Origin of the sequence: Kaistella yonginensis (assembly GCF_030409525.1) — a bacterium.
GTDB lineage: Bacteria > Bacteroidota > Bacteroidia > Flavobacteriales > Weeksellaceae > Kaistella > Kaistella yonginensis.
On record NZ_JAUFQB010000002.1, the window covers coordinates 17,879 to 35,068 of the forward strand.

12 protein-coding genes are annotated in these 17,190 nt (G+C 36.4%); 4 read left to right on the plus strand and 8 right to left on the minus strand.

Annotated features, from left to right (window positions below; translation table 11 throughout):
* Positions 1-159: 159 nt before the first annotated feature.
* The 5 genes from arfB to QWY78_RS00105 all read right to left on the minus strand — a co-directional run bounded on the left by arfB (position 160) and on the right by QWY78_RS00105 (position 8,079).
* Positions 160-555 (minus strand): alternative ribosome rescue aminoacyl-tRNA hydrolase ArfB, encoded by a 396-nt coding sequence (gene arfB, locus QWY78_RS00085; protein WP_290215638.1) that lies wholly within the window; start codon positions 553-555, stop codon positions 160-162.
* A gap of 16 nt (positions 556-571) precedes the next feature.
* Positions 572-1,588 carry an AMP-binding protein gene (locus tag QWY78_RS00090; protein ID WP_290215639.1) on the minus strand — a complete coding sequence of 339 codons (1,017 nt, stop codon included), beginning with the start codon at positions 1,586-1,588 and terminating at the stop codon, positions 572-574.
* Between the two features lie 117 nt (positions 1,589-1,705).
* Positions 1,706-3,484 (minus strand): arginine--tRNA ligase, encoded by a 1,779-nt coding sequence (argS, locus tag QWY78_RS00095; protein ID WP_290215640.1) that lies wholly within the window; start codon positions 3,482-3,484, stop codon positions 1,706-1,708.
* 79 nt (positions 3,485-3,563) lie between these two features.
* Positions 3,564-5,150: a SusD/RagB family nutrient-binding outer membrane lipoprotein gene (locus QWY78_RS00100; RefSeq protein ID WP_290215641.1), complete on the minus strand. Its 1,587-nt coding sequence runs from the start codon at positions 5,148-5,150 to the stop codon at positions 3,564-3,566.
* 7 nt (positions 5,151-5,157) lie between these two features.
* Complete coding sequence (locus QWY78_RS00105; RefSeq protein ID WP_290215642.1) at positions 5,158-8,079, minus strand: SusC/RagA family TonB-linked outer membrane protein; 2,922 nt, start codon at positions 8,077-8,079, stop codon at positions 5,158-5,160.
* 112 nt (positions 8,080-8,191) lie between these two features.
* Here QWY78_RS00105 and rnhB point away from each other — a divergent pair, with 112 nt between their 5' ends.
* Positions 8,192-8,776 (plus strand): ribonuclease HII, encoded by a 585-nt coding sequence (gene rnhB, locus QWY78_RS00110; protein ID WP_290215643.1) that lies wholly within the window; start codon positions 8,192-8,194, stop codon positions 8,774-8,776.
* A 203-nt stretch (positions 8,777-8,979) separates the two neighbouring features.
* Here the strand turns inward: rnhB and yidC are convergent, their stop codons facing one another.
* The 3 genes from yidC to QWY78_RS00125 form a co-directional block, all read right to left on the minus strand.
* Positions 8,980-10,788, minus strand: coding sequence for a membrane protein insertase YidC (gene yidC, locus QWY78_RS00115; protein WP_290215644.1), 1,809 nt, complete (start codon positions 10,786-10,788; stop codon positions 8,980-8,982).
* A gap of 251 nt (positions 10,789-11,039) precedes the next feature.
* A complete protein-coding gene (gene pyrG, locus QWY78_RS00120; RefSeq protein WP_290215645.1) occupies positions 11,040-12,647 on the minus strand; it encodes a CTP synthase in 1,608 nt (535 codons plus the stop codon).
* 286 nt (positions 12,648-12,933) lie between these two features.
* Positions 12,934-13,530, minus strand: a complete 597-nt coding sequence (locus QWY78_RS00125) for a hypothetical protein (RefSeq protein WP_290215646.1) — start codon at positions 13,528-13,530, stop codon at positions 12,934-12,936.
* Between the two features lie 121 nt (positions 13,531-13,651).
* Here QWY78_RS00125 and QWY78_RS00130 point away from each other — a divergent pair, with 121 nt between their 5' ends.
* The 3 genes from QWY78_RS00130 to radA all read left to right on the plus strand — a co-directional run bounded on the left by QWY78_RS00130 (position 13,652) and on the right by radA (position 17,157).
* Positions 13,652-14,620 (plus strand): hypothetical protein, encoded by a 969-nt coding sequence (locus QWY78_RS00130; protein ID WP_290215647.1) that lies wholly within the window; start codon positions 13,652-13,654, stop codon positions 14,618-14,620.
* Positions 14,620-15,657 carry a hypothetical protein gene (locus tag QWY78_RS00135; protein ID WP_290215648.1) on the plus strand — a complete coding sequence of 346 codons (1,038 nt, stop codon included), beginning with the start codon at positions 14,620-14,622 and terminating at the stop codon, positions 15,655-15,657. The genes QWY78_RS00130 and QWY78_RS00135 overlap by 1 nt, the downstream gene beginning before the upstream one ends.
* A 153-nt stretch (positions 15,658-15,810) precedes the next feature.
* Complete coding sequence (gene radA, locus QWY78_RS00140) at positions 15,811-17,157, plus strand: DNA repair protein RadA (RefSeq protein WP_290215649.1); 1,347 nt, start codon at positions 15,811-15,813, stop codon at positions 17,155-17,157.
* The last annotated feature ends 33 nt before the right edge of the window (positions 17,158-17,190 follow it).

Sequence of the window (17,190 nt, forward strand, 5' to 3'; positions counted from 1 at the left end):
AATCTGGGCTAGAATAAAGCGTAGTTTGTCTTTCGAGCAAATCTCTATTTATAAGATTAAAAACAAACTCCTGTTTTTGCAACGAGCAGAACCGTGTCAAAGTTTAAAATCTTGACACCATTAAAATATAATGAGTGTGACTGGTAAATAGGCTTTAGATTAGTCTCCTTTAAACCTGCGATTTTCTTTTTTCTCAGAAAGTTGCTTTTTTGCTTTAATCCTTTTCTCGATTTTTGAGCGGGAAGGTTTGCTTGCTTTGCGAGATTTTGGAATAAAGAGCGATTTTTCTACGAGCAATAAAATCCGATCTGTGGCCATTTTTTTATTTTGAAGTTGCGTGCGACTTTCAGAAACCGTCAGTTGCAGAATTCCTTCACTGTTAATGCGGTTTTTGAGTTTATCGCAGATCATCTCTTTTGCTTCAATTGAAAAACTGCCACTCTCCCAAACATTCCACATCACGGTTACAGATGTCTCGACTTTATTCACGTTTTGACCACCTGCACCACTGCTGCGGGAGGTCTTGTACATCAATTCTTTGGTAAAATCTTTCATGCAACAACGATAAGGTCTAAAGCAAATGTAGTAATTCTTTACGATTTACTTTTCCATTCGGAATTCTGGGAAAATTTTTAATAAAGATAATTTCTTTGGGCTGATGGTTTTTTGTAGGATAGGAGATGTGGTCTAATCGTTTTGTAATAGATTCGTTTTCCTCGCCTTCAATGAGTAAAACTAATTTTTGTCCCAGTACTTCATCTGCAATTCCGAGAAAAACAAGTTCATTGTCAATTTCTTGTTTTACCAACGATTCTAGTTGTTCGGGATAAATCTTTAACCCAGCAGAATTAATAACGTGATCAATTCTTCCCAAAAATTTAAATGATTTTCGGTTTTTTACCTCAACTAAGTCATTCGTTATAATGAGTTCTGGGTTGAGTTTCGGCGCAAATATTTGTAAACAACCCCTTTCATCTATTGAAATTTCAATATCATCTAAAACACTAAAATACTTCACTTGGGTGGGATAGATTTCCTTTAAAGCAATATGGGAAAGCGTTTCCGACATGCCGTAGGTTTCATAGAGACGGGTTGGTTCAATTTGAGAATTGAGCTGTTTTCTAATTTTATTTTTCAAAGTTTCAGAAACCGCTGCTCCACCGATGATGATAATTTTAATCAAATGAATTTTGTCCAGTGCATTTTCTACCTGAAGTGGCGACATTGCGCAGAATGTAATTTTTTCGTTTAAATCGATGAGTGGATTTATAGAAGGCGTTTTTACCACCAATTTTAAGTTTCTTTCGATTGCCCGCACGACCATCATTTTCCCCGAAATATAATCAACTGGCAGACAGAGTATTGCAGAATCCCCATTTTTTAAACCTAAAATATCATTCGTTTTTTTTGCTGAATGACGCATTCTTTTTTTTTCAACGTCGAATACCTTGGGCGTTCCAGTTGAGCCTGAAGTTTGAACCTTAACGGTTGCAGAATCATCAAACCAAGTCGTTAAGTAAGAAAGAACTTGCTTTTCAAATTCGGTTTTAGGGGTGGGTAGGTGTTGTGTAGAAAAATCGATTATCATTTTGATGGATCTTTTAAAAAAAGTGGAGATGCGAAGAACTATGCGAAGACGGAAGGGAAAAGTCCCCCTCCGCTGGAGAGGGATTTAAGGTGAGGATTAAAAGAGCACACCCAAAGATTACATTCGATTCACCGTGCCGATTCCTAAAAGTTCTAATCCTTTCTTGATCGTTCTTCCCGTCAATTCAGACAATTCTAAACGGAAATTTTTGGCGTTTTCGTTTTCTTGATTGAGGATTGGATTGTTCTGATAGAAAGAGTTATACGACTTTACGACGTCATACACATAATTGGCTACGAGTGCCGGAGATAGCGTTTCTGCCGCTCTGGAAACCACTTCTTTGAAATTGGAAAGATTCATAACCAGTTCTTTTTCAGAAGAGTTGAGCTCATAATCGGTCACGGTGGATTTTTGGTAGGCTGCTTTTGCCAATAATGATTGAATTCTGGCGTACGTGTACTGAATAAAAGGTCCGGTATTTCCCGCAAAGTCGATACTTTCCGCGGGATTAAATAGCATTTTTTTCTTGGGATCCACTTTCAGCATAAAATATTTCAGTGCTCCTATGCCTACGGTTTCGTAAGATTTTTCTTTTTCATCGTCAGACAAAGTTTCTAATTTGCCGAGTTCCTGTGCTTTTTCTTTAGCTGTTTCGTACATTTCCTGCATCAAATCATCAGCATCTACAACGGTTCCTTCGCGGGATTTCATTTTACCAGCCGGAAGTTCAACCATGCCATAGGAAAGGTGAAAAAGGTTTTCTGCCCATACATATCCTAATTTCTTTAGGATTTTAAACAAAACATCAAAATGATAGTCTTGCTCATTTCCTACCGTATAAATTAATTTTTGAAGAGCGTTTTCTTTAAATCGCTGAACGGCTGTTCCTAAATCTTGAGTCATGTAAACTGAGGTTCCATCGGCGCGAAGCAGTAATTTATGATCTAAACCTTCCTCAGAAAGATCGCACCAAACGGAGCCATCTTCTTTTCTGTACAAAATTCCCTTAACTAATCCTTCCTGAATCAAATCTTTTCCTAACAAATAAGTATTGCTTTCATATAGAACTTGATCGAAATCTACGCCCAATCTTTTGTAGGTTTCTGCAAAACCTGCGTAAACCCAAGCGTTCATTTCTGTCCAAAGGGTTTTTACAATTTCGTCGCCTTTTTCCCAATCGAGCAACATTTTTTGGGCTTCTAAAATGATTGGAGCCTGTTTTTTTGCTACTTCTTCTTCGTAACCCTGTTCAACTAATTCTGCGATTTCTTTTTTATAAGCTTTGTCAAAGGCAACATAATAGTTTCCGACGAGTTTATCACCTTTCAGCCCTGTTGAATCTGGAGTTTCATTTTTTCCAGATTTTTCCCAGGCAAGCATCGATTTGCAGATATGAATTCCACGGTCGTTGATGATTTGGGTTTTGATTACATTGTAACCATCTTCTTTTAAAATCTGCGCAACAGAATATCCCAAAAGGTTGTTTCGGATATGGCCAAGGTGCAATGGTTTATTGGTGTTTGGCGATGAATATTCAACCATAACCGTTTGATGTTTTGGTTCTTTTTGATCAAATTTTTGGTAGATCGATTTTAAATTATCTAGAAAAAAATTGTTTTTTATTTTTAGATTAAGAAACCCTTTTACCACAGTATAGCTTTCCACGAAATCGGATTGCGTGGTAAATGCCTCGCCTAATTCAATGGCTATGGCATCTGGACTTTTTTTTAAAATTTTAACCAGCGGAAAAGTCACAATGGTAAAGTCTCCTTCAAATTCGGTTTTATTTTGCTGAACGTCTAGGGTCAGATTGTTTCTTTGATTTACATCGTCAATTTGAAAAACGGTTTGAATGATTTCTGCAAGTTTATTTTGGATGATTTCTTTAATATTCATGGTATTATTTTGTTCTACAAATATACGGAAATAAAAAAACCACTCCGAAGAGTGGTTAAATTAAAATATATATTATATTTTAGTTTTTATCCCAAATTAATTTGGTATTCATTTTATCTCCTCCAATTGCAGTAGAAGCAGCCTGGTAATTTTCCTTATTCAATGTTTGGATTACCGTTGGATAATACAATCTTGTCGGAAGGTCAGTTAAATCAGCGATTAGTGGTTCGAAAACGTATGTAGTCGCTCCTCCAACTGGTACATTTAAAGCATAAGATTCACCTGGTAGTAATAAAATACTTGTGTCTGGGAATCCTGTTCTTCTATATTCCGCCCATGCTTCGTACGGTTGCATAAATAATGCTACGTATTTCTGGGTTAGAACATTTGCTTTACTTGCTGCTGGTAAGGCGCCGATAAACGAAACAATATTTGCTTCACTAACACCCCATTTTTCCATTGAAGCTCTTACTCCATTCACATAGTTGGTTTGATTCCAACCGTTAGCTTCGCTTAAAAGAAATTGTACTTCAGAATATTCCATTAGAATCTCTGTATAGTCTTTCTTATATACAAATTTACTAAAGAAATTTGACTGACCAGATTGAGAAGTAGACATTGATTGGTCTAATCCGTACGGTTGGCCCACGTAATCAGCCGGATTTGTAGATACGGCATAAGAACCATCTAAAATCGTTGCTTTTAATGTTCCCATAGGAGCAGCATATCTAAATAATCTTGCATCTAATCCAAAATTACCGTTAGTTCCTTTTAATAAGTCAATAAATGGTTTCGCAACAGAGAAGTCTGAACGGGTTAAGAAATCATTGTACATCGGTGAAGGATTCACCAAACTGTTTTCATATTTAACTCCTACGTTATCACTATTAGAAGTCATTACTCCTTTCGCGATCGCATCAGCTATATGTGCTTCTGCTCCTGGAACAACACCTTTTACTCTCGTTGCAACTCTTAATCTCAATGAATTTGCAAATTTTCTTAATTTATCTGCATCGCCATCAAATAGGACGTCTCCTTGAATAAATACAGGTTTATCCAGTTCCAACATTTCTGCTGTTTCTTTCAATTCCTTCATTATGTCTGCATAGATTTTTGCTTGAGAAGCAAACTTAGGCTTAAAGGTAGAGTTTACATTTAGTGCCTGAAAATCAGGATCGTTGCTACCATAAGAATAATAAGGGACATCTCCAAAAGTATCTGCTAAATTAAGAAAAATGTAAGATAACATCACTCTAGATGCCGCAATTTGATTTTTATTAGATCCATAAGCACTTGTTGGTCCTGCAGTTTTAGGATCAGTGTTCATTCTAATAATCTCTTTGTAGTTAGATGCCGCAGTATAAAGCTGTGTATATAAGGCGTCTCCACTTGTTAATCGATATTGGTATCTATCTTCTTCTGTGTAAGCAGTCTGTGCAGAATACTGCATCCATGGTAAAGTAACTCTTGCTGATTCGAAGGAATTTCTAGTTGCATCAGTTACAATTTTATTCGCTGCGTTCCAAATTCCATAACTTAAAGCTACCTCTGGTGAGTTTGGATTTGTATTTATTTCCTCGAAGTCTTGTCGACAACTTACTAAAGTTGCCGTCGAGGTGATTAAAACTGCGGCAAAAGCGTAAGCAATTTTTTTTATATTTTTCATCTTTTAATTAAAATTTAAAGTTAACATTAAATCCATATTGTCTTGTTGATGGCAATGAACCACCCTCTAAACCTTGGATATTACCTGAGCCATATGATGTATTCTCTGGGTCCATACCTTTCCAATCTAAATTCCAAGCAACTAGATTTCTACCAAATGCAGAAATTCTAACTCCTTCCAAGAATCCACCGATTAATGATTTAGGTAAATCAAAACCTAAAGTAACGTCTCTTAATTTAATATAGCTGGCATCGAACACATTAAGTGCATCTACCGTGTTATAGTGCATTGCCCCATAAGCTTGCGCTGAAATATTTCTTGTATTTGGATTTCCATTGGCTAAAACTCCATCCAATACTATTCCTCCTGCTCTATTTCCATCAAGTGTAGATTCTTCAATCATACCGGAGTACATTCCCCACATGTGTGAAGTTGAGAAGTACTTACCTCCCTGTTGCATATCAAACAAGAATGATAGACTTAGGTTTTTGTATTTCAAAGAGTTTCTTAAACCCATGTTATAGTCTGGCAAAGTGGATCCTAGATTTTTGATTGCAGATGCTACATATCGGCCATTAGAACCAACTATTTTGTTGCCATTTGCATCGTAAACAAAGTCGGTACCGTAAATTGATCCATATGCTTCACCTTCTACAGCAAGTAAACGAGCTCTAAATGGAGCATTGGTCAATTGGTAGGTTGAAACTCCTTCGTAAAGTTTTACGATTTCGTTTTCATTTTTAGCAAAATTCCAGTTCATAGTCCAAGAGAAATCTTTAGATTTTATTGGAGTTACAAATACCATTGCCTCGATTCCTTTGTTTCTGATTTCTCCTGCATTTACAACATTACTTCTAAACCCAGTTGCTGGATCGATCGTTAATGGTAAGATCGCATCCTGCACGTTTACATCATAATAAGTTACATCAAAACCAAATCTGTTTTTAAAGAAATTTGCTTCAATCCCAATTTCTTTGGTTTCCTTCATTTCAGGCTTCAGATCAGGATTGTTATTTTGTGTACTTAATGTATATCTTGGTTGACCATTGAAGTTAATCGCTTGATTCATAACGTTAACCACTTGATAAGGATTAGTGTCACTCGCAACTTTTGCCCATCCAGCTCTTAACTTACCAAAAGATAACCAATTTGCCTTAAATACATTGGAAAATACAAAACTACCAGTTACTGATGGGTAGAAGCCATCATGTACTGTTGTACTAAACCAGTCATTTCTTCCTGTAGCTTCAACAAATAAAGTTTCCTTAAATCCTAATGATAATGATCCGAAAACTGAATTCACTCTTCTCTCAGAATCTGTATTTTGAGCTAAAGGAGTTTCAATACTATTTCTTAAGTTATAAAAGTTCGGGATAATTAATCCACCAACGGTTTGTCCAAATAAACTGCTGATTTTTGAATTTCTTCTGTTTGCTCCTACGAAAGTTTGCACTGTAAAATCATCAGATACTCTTGGGTTCCAGTGAAGTCTCGCTTCATAGTTAAATTCTGAGAAATTTCTTGTACTTGTAGCGTACCCAGATGTAGATTGTGAACCGATAGCGACTCTTGAATCATTGTCCTGAGAATAGATATCAGCATAGACCTTACCTACTACAAATAAATTATCTAAAATGTCATAAGTCAGTCCTGCGTTACCGAAAAACCGATTTCTTTTGTCATTTGATACGTTTTCGTTGATGGTCCAATATGGGTTATCAGAGTATAGAGGTGTTCCGTCATCCCAACCTGTTCTGTTCCAGCTTCTCTGCATGCCGTTTGCCAATTTATAATCTTTCAATTTTGAAAAATCAAGCTGTCTTTGTCCCCACTGATAGAATTTCTGAGCAACAGAATTGTCTCCATAGCCCTGTTCTGGTCTATTAAATCCATGAGTTTGCACAAAATTAATTCCGGTTTCTACCTTAAGTTTTTCGCTTAGTTCACTGTTCATATTGATAGCGAAGTTGTGCTTTTTAATACTACTTGTAGGTACAATTCCTGAAATATCTGTATTGGTATACGATACTCTTAGGTTGGATTTTTCAAATGATTTTGAAACCGAGATGTTATTGGTAAGGGTAACTCCTACATCAAAGAATGAGTCAACATCATGCTCTGGTGCAACCCAAGCAATTGTTTTCATATAATCCGCTGCATATTCTGGGTCAAATGCGTTCCACGGCAAATACATTAAATTTGGATCATATTTAGGACCCCATGATTCATCCATTCCATAATCAGCAATATTGTAGGTCTGGCCATTGATTACTGCTGTAGGTAAAGTGTCGGCAAGACCACCACCATATTGGTTTTGTAACTGAGGTCGAATGTAAATTGTTTCAAAAGAAACACCAGTATTTAATTCCACAGAGGTTTTTCCTCGTTTAGCCTGCTTGGTAGTGTAAATAATTACACCATTTGAGGCTCTAGAACCATAAAGAGCGGCCGCAGGACCCCCTTTTAGCACGGTTACTGTTTCAATATCATCTGGATTAATGTCAAAGGTAGTATCACCATAATCTCTACCACCAGCACCTCTTTGGGTGTTTGTGTCATTGATGTTACTGTTATCCAATGGTACACCATCCACGATGATTAATGGTCTGTTTTCACCGATGATTGAACTTATTCCACGCATTGTAATTCGCGTAGATCCACCCATTGATGAAGGGGAAGTAACGGTAACACCTGCTACGTTACCAGACAAAGCGCTTAGAGCGTTGTTTTGTCCTGCATCAGAAATGGTTTCACCTGAAACCTCTTGAGCTGCATACCCAATAGATTTTTTCTCTCTTTTGATACCTAAAGCCGTTACTACGACGCCTTCGATATCTTGCGTTTTAATCGTGTCTTTCTTCTGTGCATTTACCAAAGCAAATGACGCAGTCAAAACTACCGCTAAAACGCTTGTTGTTAGTTTCTTCATATCAAATTAAATTTTTTCATTACAACAAAAGTGCAAATAATTTGTAAAACAACCAAACTATTTGTTAATTAATTCTTAAAAAATTTGTAATTTTAACTTATAAATATCATTAATGGAATTATTGAAAACGGTCTCCGGGAAATTTATAGAAGCTGGTTGCGATGAGGTTGGAAGAGGTTGTTTGTGCGGACCAGTGGTCGCTGCGGCCGTTATTCTCGATGAAAATTTTAACCAAAATTTGGTTAACGACTCTAAAAAATTAACATTTAAAACACGCCTCGAACTCGATTTTTATATTAAAGAAAATGTTAAAGATTTTGCTATTGCTGAGCGGTCGCCAGCTCATATTGATGAATTTAACATCCTGAATTCGAGTTTTCATGCCATGCATTTGGCTTTGGATCAACTGAAAATTAGACCAGAACTGCTACTAATTGATGGAAACAGGTTTCATCCGTATCATTATATACCTCATCAATGCATTATTAAAGGAGATTCTAAAATCCTATCCATTGCATGTGCATCTATTTTAGCCAAGAATTATCGGGATCAAATGATGATCCAATTGCATGAAGAATTTCCGGAGTATGGCTGGAATAAAAATATGGGCTATGCTACCAAGCAACATCGTGAGGCTCTTATCAAATTTGGACCAACGATTCATCACCGGCAATCATTTCGACTCAAGTATGACTGAGCTTTAATAAGCAATGGAGTTGAAAAAATCAACATACAATTAGCCGTCTTTAAAGGATATAAAAATTCGTCAAAAGTATATCTTATAGGAATCGGTAATTATTTTTGATGACTATTAACAGAACAAAAGCAATAAAAAAGTGGAAAAAAACTCTTCCACTCTTTATTATGTATAAATAAATTGAACTTCGCTCAACTGCTTAATTATTTCTTCTTTCCTCCCTGTTGCTGTTGTGCTTTTTGCTGCTCTTGTGCTTTCTCCATCATTTCGCGCATTCTCTTCTGGAATTTTCCTTCCGGTTTTGGACCTTTGGTTTTGTTTTCCTGAATTTGAGCATGGATTTTCTTTTCATCTAAAATCCAGTATTTAATAACTAAAATAATTAATATATTAATTGCATTAGAAACAAAATAATACCAAGAAAGTCCAGAAGCTGAAGTATTTAAGAAGAATAAAAATGTAATCGGGAAGATGTACATAATCACTTTCATATTGGGCATTCCTTCTTGCGTGGGTTGCTGAATATTTCCAGCCGTCATCACGGTGTAAATTAAAATAACCACCGTACACGCAATAGCGAAAATACTTAAGTGATCTCCTAATAATGGGATGTTAAAAGGCAATTTAATCACATCATCGTACGCCGTTAAATCTTTTGCAAACCAAAAACTCTTGCCTCGTAAATCAATCATATTCGGGAAGAAACGGAACAAGGCGTAGAAAATCGGGACCTGTATTAAACCCGGTAAGCAGCCTGCCATCTGGTTAACGCCGGCTTTTCGATAAACAGCCATTGTTTCCTGCTGTTTTTTCATGGCGTCTGCGCCTTTGTATTTTTCGTTTACGGCATCAATTTCTGGCCGAATAACTTTCATCATCGCACTCAGCTTATGTTGCTTGAACATTACGGGTGACAAAATTATTTTTACAATAATGGTCATTAAAAAAATAACCCACCCAGCAGCCAGCCCCCAACTGGAAATTAAATTATACATCGGGATGAAGAACCATCTGTTCAAAGAACCGATGAACGACCAACCTAAAGGAAGCAATTCATCGAAGTTTTTATCGTATGATTTTAATAATGGCAAATCCAAGGGCATAAAATACCATTTGAAATTTTGGTTCAATTCACCAGCTGCCAAATCAACCTGACCATTAAAATTGAATTTTTTTACAAACTCGCCTTCATCGATCATTTCCTGTGAGCCGTGAGAATTTTTGAAACCATGTTGTGGCTCGATCACCATGGAGAAAAACTGTTGTTTAATCGCAAGCCAGTTGAGTGTTTCTTTTGGTTCCTCCATTTCGGTTCTTCCATCATAGTCAAAACTGCTATAATTGTCGAACACATAATTAAATTCGGTGTGCGTTTGCTCCTGCGAGCGACCCTTTTCCATTTGACGGGCACTAAAATCCCAAACAAAATCTGCTTTAGAATCTGTTACGAGTTGCGCTAAACCTTGGGTTTTAACATTGAAGTCGATTGTGTATTTATCTAATAAAGTATAAATAAATTGAATAACCGCACCATTTACATTGGCTTGCATGGTGACGGTATTTCCGGTTTGCGTAGGTGTGAAAATTAAATCTTTGGTATTGAAGGTTTTTCCAGTTTTATCTTTAAACTGAAAGCCATACGATGAATTGTTTTTATCAAAAAGTAGAAGCTTCTTATCGTTAACATCGGTTTTTTTGTTGTATGCTTTATACGCGTTCAGTTCAACGGTTGAAAGCTGACCTCCCAATGTAGAAATAGCCAAAGTCAAGTCTTTGTTCTTCAATTCTACCTGCTGAATTGAGGTGGCTTTTACGCTATCGTTAAGGTTGGTTACAATCGCTGGTTTGGTAACCGGAGCAGTGGTGGTGACTTGGGTGGGGTTTTGAGCTTCCTTTAATTGCTGTTCGGTGGTCTGCTTATTTTGAAAATAAAACATTGCACCCATAATAATCATTGAAAATAGTGCGAAAATGATCAATTGATTTTTATCTAAACCGTTATTTTGCTGCATTTTAATTTATTTGAATTTTAAAATTGAAGGTTCAAGATTTTGCAGTGCTGTACCTTTTAATTTTGGGTGACAAAAATACTGAAATTTTTTGCAATGAAGAGTTTTTAACAAATTTTCTTTTCCCCTTCCCTAAAGGGTGAATAATTTCTTAAAAAAGCATCAAAATTAAACCATTTAGAGATTGGGAAATTAATTTTGATGAAATTTTTACAAAGACTAAAAAATATATTTTGTCTTTGATCTTCTTCTTTCTATTTTGCAGTTGAGGCTTTTATCAGCGCCTTAAATAAAGGATGAGGTGAAGCCACCGTGCTCTTGTATTCTGGATGATACTGAACACCAATATAAAACGGATGATCTTTCAACTCCAAGGTTTCTACCAAGTCGGTTTCGGGATTAAATCCGGTTGGCACTAAGCCATTTTTCTCAAATTCATCGCGGTATTCGGAATTGAATTCGTAGCGGTGCCGGTGTCTTTCGGAGATGTTTTTTGCACCATAAATTTCATGCAATTTTGAACCGCTTTTTAGGGAGCATTTCCAAGCTCCTAAGCGCATGGTTCCGCCTTTTTCAACCACATTTTTCTGGTCTTCCATCAAGGAAATTACCGGTTCTGGAGTCGAAGTGTCGAATTCCATCGAGTTGGCCTTTTTGTAGCCAAGAACGTTTCTGGCAAACTCAATCGTCATGATTTGCATACCCAAACAGATCCCGAGCAAAGGGATATTGTTTTCTCTGCTGTATTTTGCCGCCGCAATTTTCCCCTCAATTCCGCGGTCACCAAATCCTGGAGCGATGAGCATACCATCAATTCCTTCTAAAGTTTCAGCCATATTGCTTTCTTCGAGTTCGCCACTATACACCCAGCGGATTTTCACCTCGGTTTCTAGATCGGCGCCTGCGTGAATAAAGGCCTCAGCAATTGATTTATAAGAATCCTGTAAGGAAACATATTTTCCAATCAAAGCAATTTCTACTTTTCTTTTTGGGTTTTTATATTTTTTAAGGAAGGTTTTCCAATCTTTTAAATCGGCTTGTTTGTCTGATTTTAAGTTGAGCTCCTTTAAGACCACGTCATCAAAATCCTGTTTCTGTAGGTAAAGAGGAACTTCGTAAATGGTTTCTAAATCTTTACATTCGATTACATTTTCTAAGGCGACATTGCAGAATTGTGCTAATTTATTACGTTGTTCCTTTGGAATAACATGCTCGGTTCTACAGACCAAAACGTCAGCTTGGATCCCAGACTCCATCAACTGGCGCACAGAGTGTTGGGAGGGTTTTGTCTTTAATTCTCCACTGGAGGCCAAATAAGGCAATAGAGTTAAGTGAATCACCATGGAGTTATGTTCCCCCAATTCCCATTTCAACTGACGAACAGATTCAATATAAGGAAGTGATTCTATATCGCCAACTGTTCCCCCAATTTCGGTGATGATGATGTCGTAATTTTGCTTGGCCAGAATTTTAATCCGGCGTTTGATCTCATTCGTAATATGCGGAATCACCTGAACAGTTTTCCCCAAGAAATCGCCTTTCCTTTCTTTTTCGATGACGGTTTGGTAAATTTTACCGGTGGTTACATTGTTGTTTTGGGAAGTTTTAGAATCTAGAAATCGCTCATAATGCCCCAAGTCCAAATCGGTTTCTGCACCATCTTCGGTTACGTAGCATTCGCCATGTTCGTATGGATTGAGTGTTCCTGGGTCAATATTAATATAAGGATCAAGTTTTTGGATGGTGACATTGAATCCTCTGGATTTTAGCAGTAAGCCAAGTGAAGCCGAGACGATTCCTTTGCCTAAAGAGGAAGTTACACCGCCTGTTACGAAGATGTATTTCGTGTTCTTTTTACTCATTAGATTAGGTTTGGGCAAAGTTAAGTGAATTTATAAGACAGGGCAAATAAGATGTTATAAATTATTTTCTGAGCGAAACACCCGATCAGTCTGTAAATCATTAGGAATCATTATTTACAATCAAGGTAGCTATAAAACAAATCAAAGCTATGAAAATAGAAACTGAAAGTTATTCTAGCCCAGAGCGAAGCGGTATCCTTTTTTTTCAGAAAAAAAAGATATAGCGAAGAGCTGGACTGGTTTGGTATGAAGCAAAAATGGGGTTGCTCCAGAGAATTCTTATGTTTTAGCTGGTTACTTCTCTTGTTTTCCAGGCGAAATAGGTTTGCAGTAAAAGAAATGGGATCGCAGATAGGAAATACGGATAAATACTGTCGTTAAATGATTCTGGGTAGAAATGACGAATGCCGAAATGTAAAAATGCACCCAAGACAATGGACATATGCAGGATAATGAGTTTTGGTGTAAAAATACCAGCATTTACCGAAACTTCAGGGTTTTTACTTCTCAATAAACTAAAGGTGGTAAGTCCTAAAAATAAAAGAATGTTGATTACAAATGACGTATTTCTGAAGGCGAAAACTTGAACGTTAATGGTGAATAAGTCTGAATTGGAATATGAAAAAATAATCCCGAATATGACCATGATAAAGATGAAGTAAATTCCTAATAAAAATGCAACATGTTTTAGATGAGCAAAAGCGATTCTCAGGGGAAGTTTCAGGCGAAGCAGTTGAATGAAATTGGCGGCGATTTCGATTACTGCTTGCCACCAAAATAAATACAACATATAAAAAACGGTTATTTCCTTGTTCATCAAAGCAATGATACTGAAGGCAAATGTTCCTAAAATATTTAATCCAGTGAGTTGATTGTTATTCATAGGGCAGAATGATCTAGGTGTCCAAATTACGAAATATTCTTAAATTGGCTTATAATATTGTTGTTTTGTTGGTTTTAAATGGAAAAATCAATAGTTTTGTTTAAACTAATCGGCTAATATCATGAAAAAACTCTTATTATTTCTTTTTCTACCAGGCGTCTTTTGTTTTTCGCAAGACACCAAGGAAATGTACAAGACTTACCAAGACTTTGGTTTTCAAAAGCAACCCAAAAAAGTATCCTTAATTCAGTACGAGTTCAAGGATAAAGTGGTGATTGATCAATCCAAAGAAACTTATCTCTTTAATGAATTGGGAAATATCTCCTCCATTGTTGAGGTTAATTATATGGATAATAATACTACAGAAACCAGCTACACCTACCAGAATGGTTTGTTGACGAAGGAATGTGCACAGTTACAAAAAACCTTGAGCCTCGCGCGCTGTATTGATTATACCTATAATGATAAAAAGCAGTTGGTTAAAAAAGTATTGCAATCTAATGAGTATACAGAAACAACGGTTTATGCTTACAAAAACGACCGTTTGGATCAAGTTGTGGCCGATTTTGAGTCAGATTCAAAATTGCTTCAGGAGTTTTTTTATAATGCTAAAGGAGACTTATACCTCATAAAATCTACTGAAACATTATCGGATGGGAAAAATTATTTTTCCACCGAAGCCTATCTAAAAGACAAATTGCTTTTTCAGAGAGATCACCAAGGCCACAGCAGTTTTCTGTATCATGAAGAGCCTAATATGAAAATACAGTTTTTAATAAAAGGCAATAAAATAATACAAAATTTACAAAAAATTGAGCAGCAATTGGCTAAAAATGATTCCGACGTGGCCAAAGACTTCTCCATGTTGATCGGTCAGAATTTTCTAAATGATGCCGAAATGAAAACCCAAAATATAACCGTCTTTAAAAGAAATGAACATCAAGATTATGTTGCGACCGGAACAACCAATGACCCTAAAAAACCATTGCAAAATATTGCATTTCGCGAAATAGAATATGCGGATGGAACCAAGTCTGGCACAGAGGATTTTGATTTTTTCATCTATAATGAACTTAATAAAATGAAATAATGAATAACATTTCTAAAATTCTGAAAAACTTTTTGGCGGCCACTTTTCTTATATTCTATGGAAATATCTTGCATGCAAACGCCACCCAACCTGGCATTTGGAGCGCTGGTGGAACTACCTTTACGATGCTTTACCCGGAAGATTCTGCGACCTTTAAAAAAGTGCAGATGCAAAGCGAGCAAATTTTCATTCAATTGTACAAAGGTTTTGCGGTTGTAAAAGGCGTGTATTTTTTTAAAAATCATTCCAATGAAAAATTAAACTTTAAAATGGGCTATCCCGTTAACGGGATTTATAGCGGGGGTGCTCAAAGTTTGAATCAAATAAATATTGACTCATTAAGTGCTTTTAAAATTTATGCAGATCAAATTCCACTTGCTGTTTTAAAAGAACCGCAAGAAGAATATGTGGGGAATTTTCAATCTTTTTCTGATAATTGGAAGGTTTGGGAAATGACTTTTGAGCCGAACCAAATAAAGAAAGTAGAGGTTTTTTTCATCGTTTCTACCAATGATGGAAGTGTTAGCAGAGGGTACAATAAAGAACATTATAATGCTTTTCTATATCTTTTGGAAAGTGGGAGTGTTTGGAAAAATCCCATCGAAAAAGGGAGTTTTTACATTCAACTGAGGGATGGACTGAGTGAAAAAGATATTCATGGGCTTTCCGATTCTTTTAATTTTCAATATAATGCGGCAAATAAAGTGTTTTCTGGTTTTAAAAATAATTTCAGTCCAACACCCACTGATAATTTAGCTGTTACCTATCTCGAACGACTAGAGCTTTTCGATTTTACCACGATTTTAAAAAATCAAAAAAACTACGAAACGGTGATGGAAGAATTTTCTAAAATGGCCCTATCGAAATTGGTGTATGAAAAATTTGAAGCGCAGAATCCGTATGAAATTTCAAGCAGTCTATTGAGTTATTTACCAGCTGCAATCATGTTTGTTGTTTTCGGCTTGCCATGGATTTTATTAGGCTTGATTGTAATTTTTGTGGGTTATTTTTTCTATAAGAAAATAAAAAAGAAGTAAGTTTTCATAGAATTTCAATGATTTTATTTAATAGTAGGAGCGGACTTTAGTGCATTTTTTTAATTGTAATTAGGAACTGGCTTCGGCCAAAAACCATTTGTTTTTAAAAATTTAAATTATGGAAGTCTCATTTTTTTTCAGGAAATTCGCAACATGGCAAAAGTTAAAACAGCATATCTGTGTCAAAATTGTGGAACACAGCATCCACAATGGCTTGGGCAGTGTAAAAATTGTGGCGAGTGGAATACCTTGGTGGAAGAAATTGTGGAGAAATCGGGCACTAAATCATATTCTGATAAATCGAAACAACATATCATCAACATTATTGAAGTTGAAACTTTTGAAGAGCCCCGTATTACCACGCCTTCTGAAGAGTTAAATCGCGTGCTCGGCGGTGGGATTGTTTTAGGCTCAGTCACTTTAATCGGTGGTGAACCTGGAATCGGAAAGTCGACTTTGTTGTTGCAGCTTGCCTTGAAAATGAAGAAGAAAATTCTTTATGTTTCGGGTGAAGAAAGTGCGTCACAAATAAAAATGCGCGCCGATCGTTTAACCGAGCTGCAAAACCCAAACTGCTTTCTTTTTACAGAAACTTCAGTGGAAAAGATTTTGCATGAAGCCAAAAAATTGAAACCCGATTTTATGATTATCGATTCTATACAAACGCTTCAAAGTCAGTTGATTGAAAGTTCTCCTGGAACGGTTTCACAAATTCGAGAAACCTCTAATGAAATCATTAAATACGCCAAGGAAACCAATACACCGGTTTTTTTGGTAGGTCATATTACCAAAGACGGACAAATCGCAGGGCCAAAAGTTTTAGAACATATGGTGGATGTGGTTTTGAATTTTGATGGCGATCGAAATCATTTATTCCGATTATTGCGGGCGAGTAAAAACCGATTTGGATCCACCGCAGAAATTGGGATTTATGAGATGGTTTCTCAAGGTTTGAAAGAGATAAAAAATCCGTCGGAAATATTAATTACCAAGAAATTTGAAGAACTTTCCGGAAATTCGGTCGCCGTTACCTTAGAGGGAAATCGCCCGATGTTGATTGAGATTCAAGCTTTGGTGAGTTCAGCGGTTTACGGGACTCCGCAAAGAAGTTGTACGGGCTTTGATTCAAAAAGATTAAATATGCTTCTGGCAGTTTTAGAAAAGAGAGCAGGTTTTCAACTGGGTGCGAAAGATGTTTTTCTGAATATTACAGGTGGAATAAAAACCGGCGATCCGGCTTTGGATTTGGCGGTTGTTGCCTCGATTTTGTCTTCAAATGAAGATGTTGCAATTTCAGAACATTTTTGTTTTGCCGGTGAAATTGGGTTGAGTGGCGAAATTCGCCCGATTCCACAAATTGAGCAACGGATTTCTGAAGCAGAGAAACTAGGATATGAAAAGATTTTTGTTTCTAACTTAAATAAAATTCCGAAGAAAAAATACGGAATCCAAATTGTGGAAGTTGCTAAGATTGAAGATTTTCATGAGTATTTGTTTTAAGGGTTTACTTTGCGGTTTTGGTGTAAATTGAGT

Coding starts and splice junctions, on each gene's coding strand:
- pyrG (WP_290215645.1), bottom strand. CDS start 12,647: ATGAGTAAAAAGAACACGAAATACATCTTCGTAACAGGCGGTGTAACT.
- QWY78_RS00100 (WP_290215641.1), bottom strand. CDS start 5,150: ATGAAAAATATAAAAAAAATTGCTTACGCTTTTGCCGCAGTTTTAATC.
- QWY78_RS00135 (WP_290215648.1), top strand. CDS start 14,620: ATGAATAACATTTCTAAAATTCTGAAAAACTTTTTGGCGGCCACTTTT.
- rnhB (WP_290215643.1), top strand. CDS start 8,192: ATGGAATTATTGAAAACGGTCTCCGGGAAATTTATAGAAGCTGGTTGC.
- yidC (WP_290215644.1), bottom strand. CDS start 10,788: ATGCAGCAAAATAACGGTTTAGATAAAAATCAATTGATCATTTTCGCA.
- argS (WP_290215640.1), bottom strand. CDS start 3,484: ATGAATATTAAAGAAATCATCCAAAATAAACTTGCAGAAATCATTCAA.
- arfB (WP_290215638.1), bottom strand. CDS start 555: ATGAAAGATTTTACCAAAGAATTGATGTACAAGACCTCCCGCAGCAGT.
- QWY78_RS00090 (WP_290215639.1), bottom strand. CDS start 1,588: ATGATAATCGATTTTTCTACACAACACCTACCCACCCCTAAAACCGAA.
- radA (WP_290215649.1), top strand. CDS start 15,811: ATGGCAAAAGTTAAAACAGCATATCTGTGTCAAAATTGTGGAACACAG.
- QWY78_RS00130 (WP_290215647.1), top strand. CDS start 13,652: ATGAAAAAACTCTTATTATTTCTTTTTCTACCAGGCGTCTTTTGTTTT.
- QWY78_RS00125 (WP_290215646.1), bottom strand. CDS start 13,530: ATGAATAACAATCAACTCACTGGATTAAATATTTTAGGAACATTTGCC.
- QWY78_RS00105 (WP_290215642.1), bottom strand. CDS start 8,079: ATGAAGAAACTAACAACAAGCGTTTTAGCGGTAGTTTTGACTGCGTCA.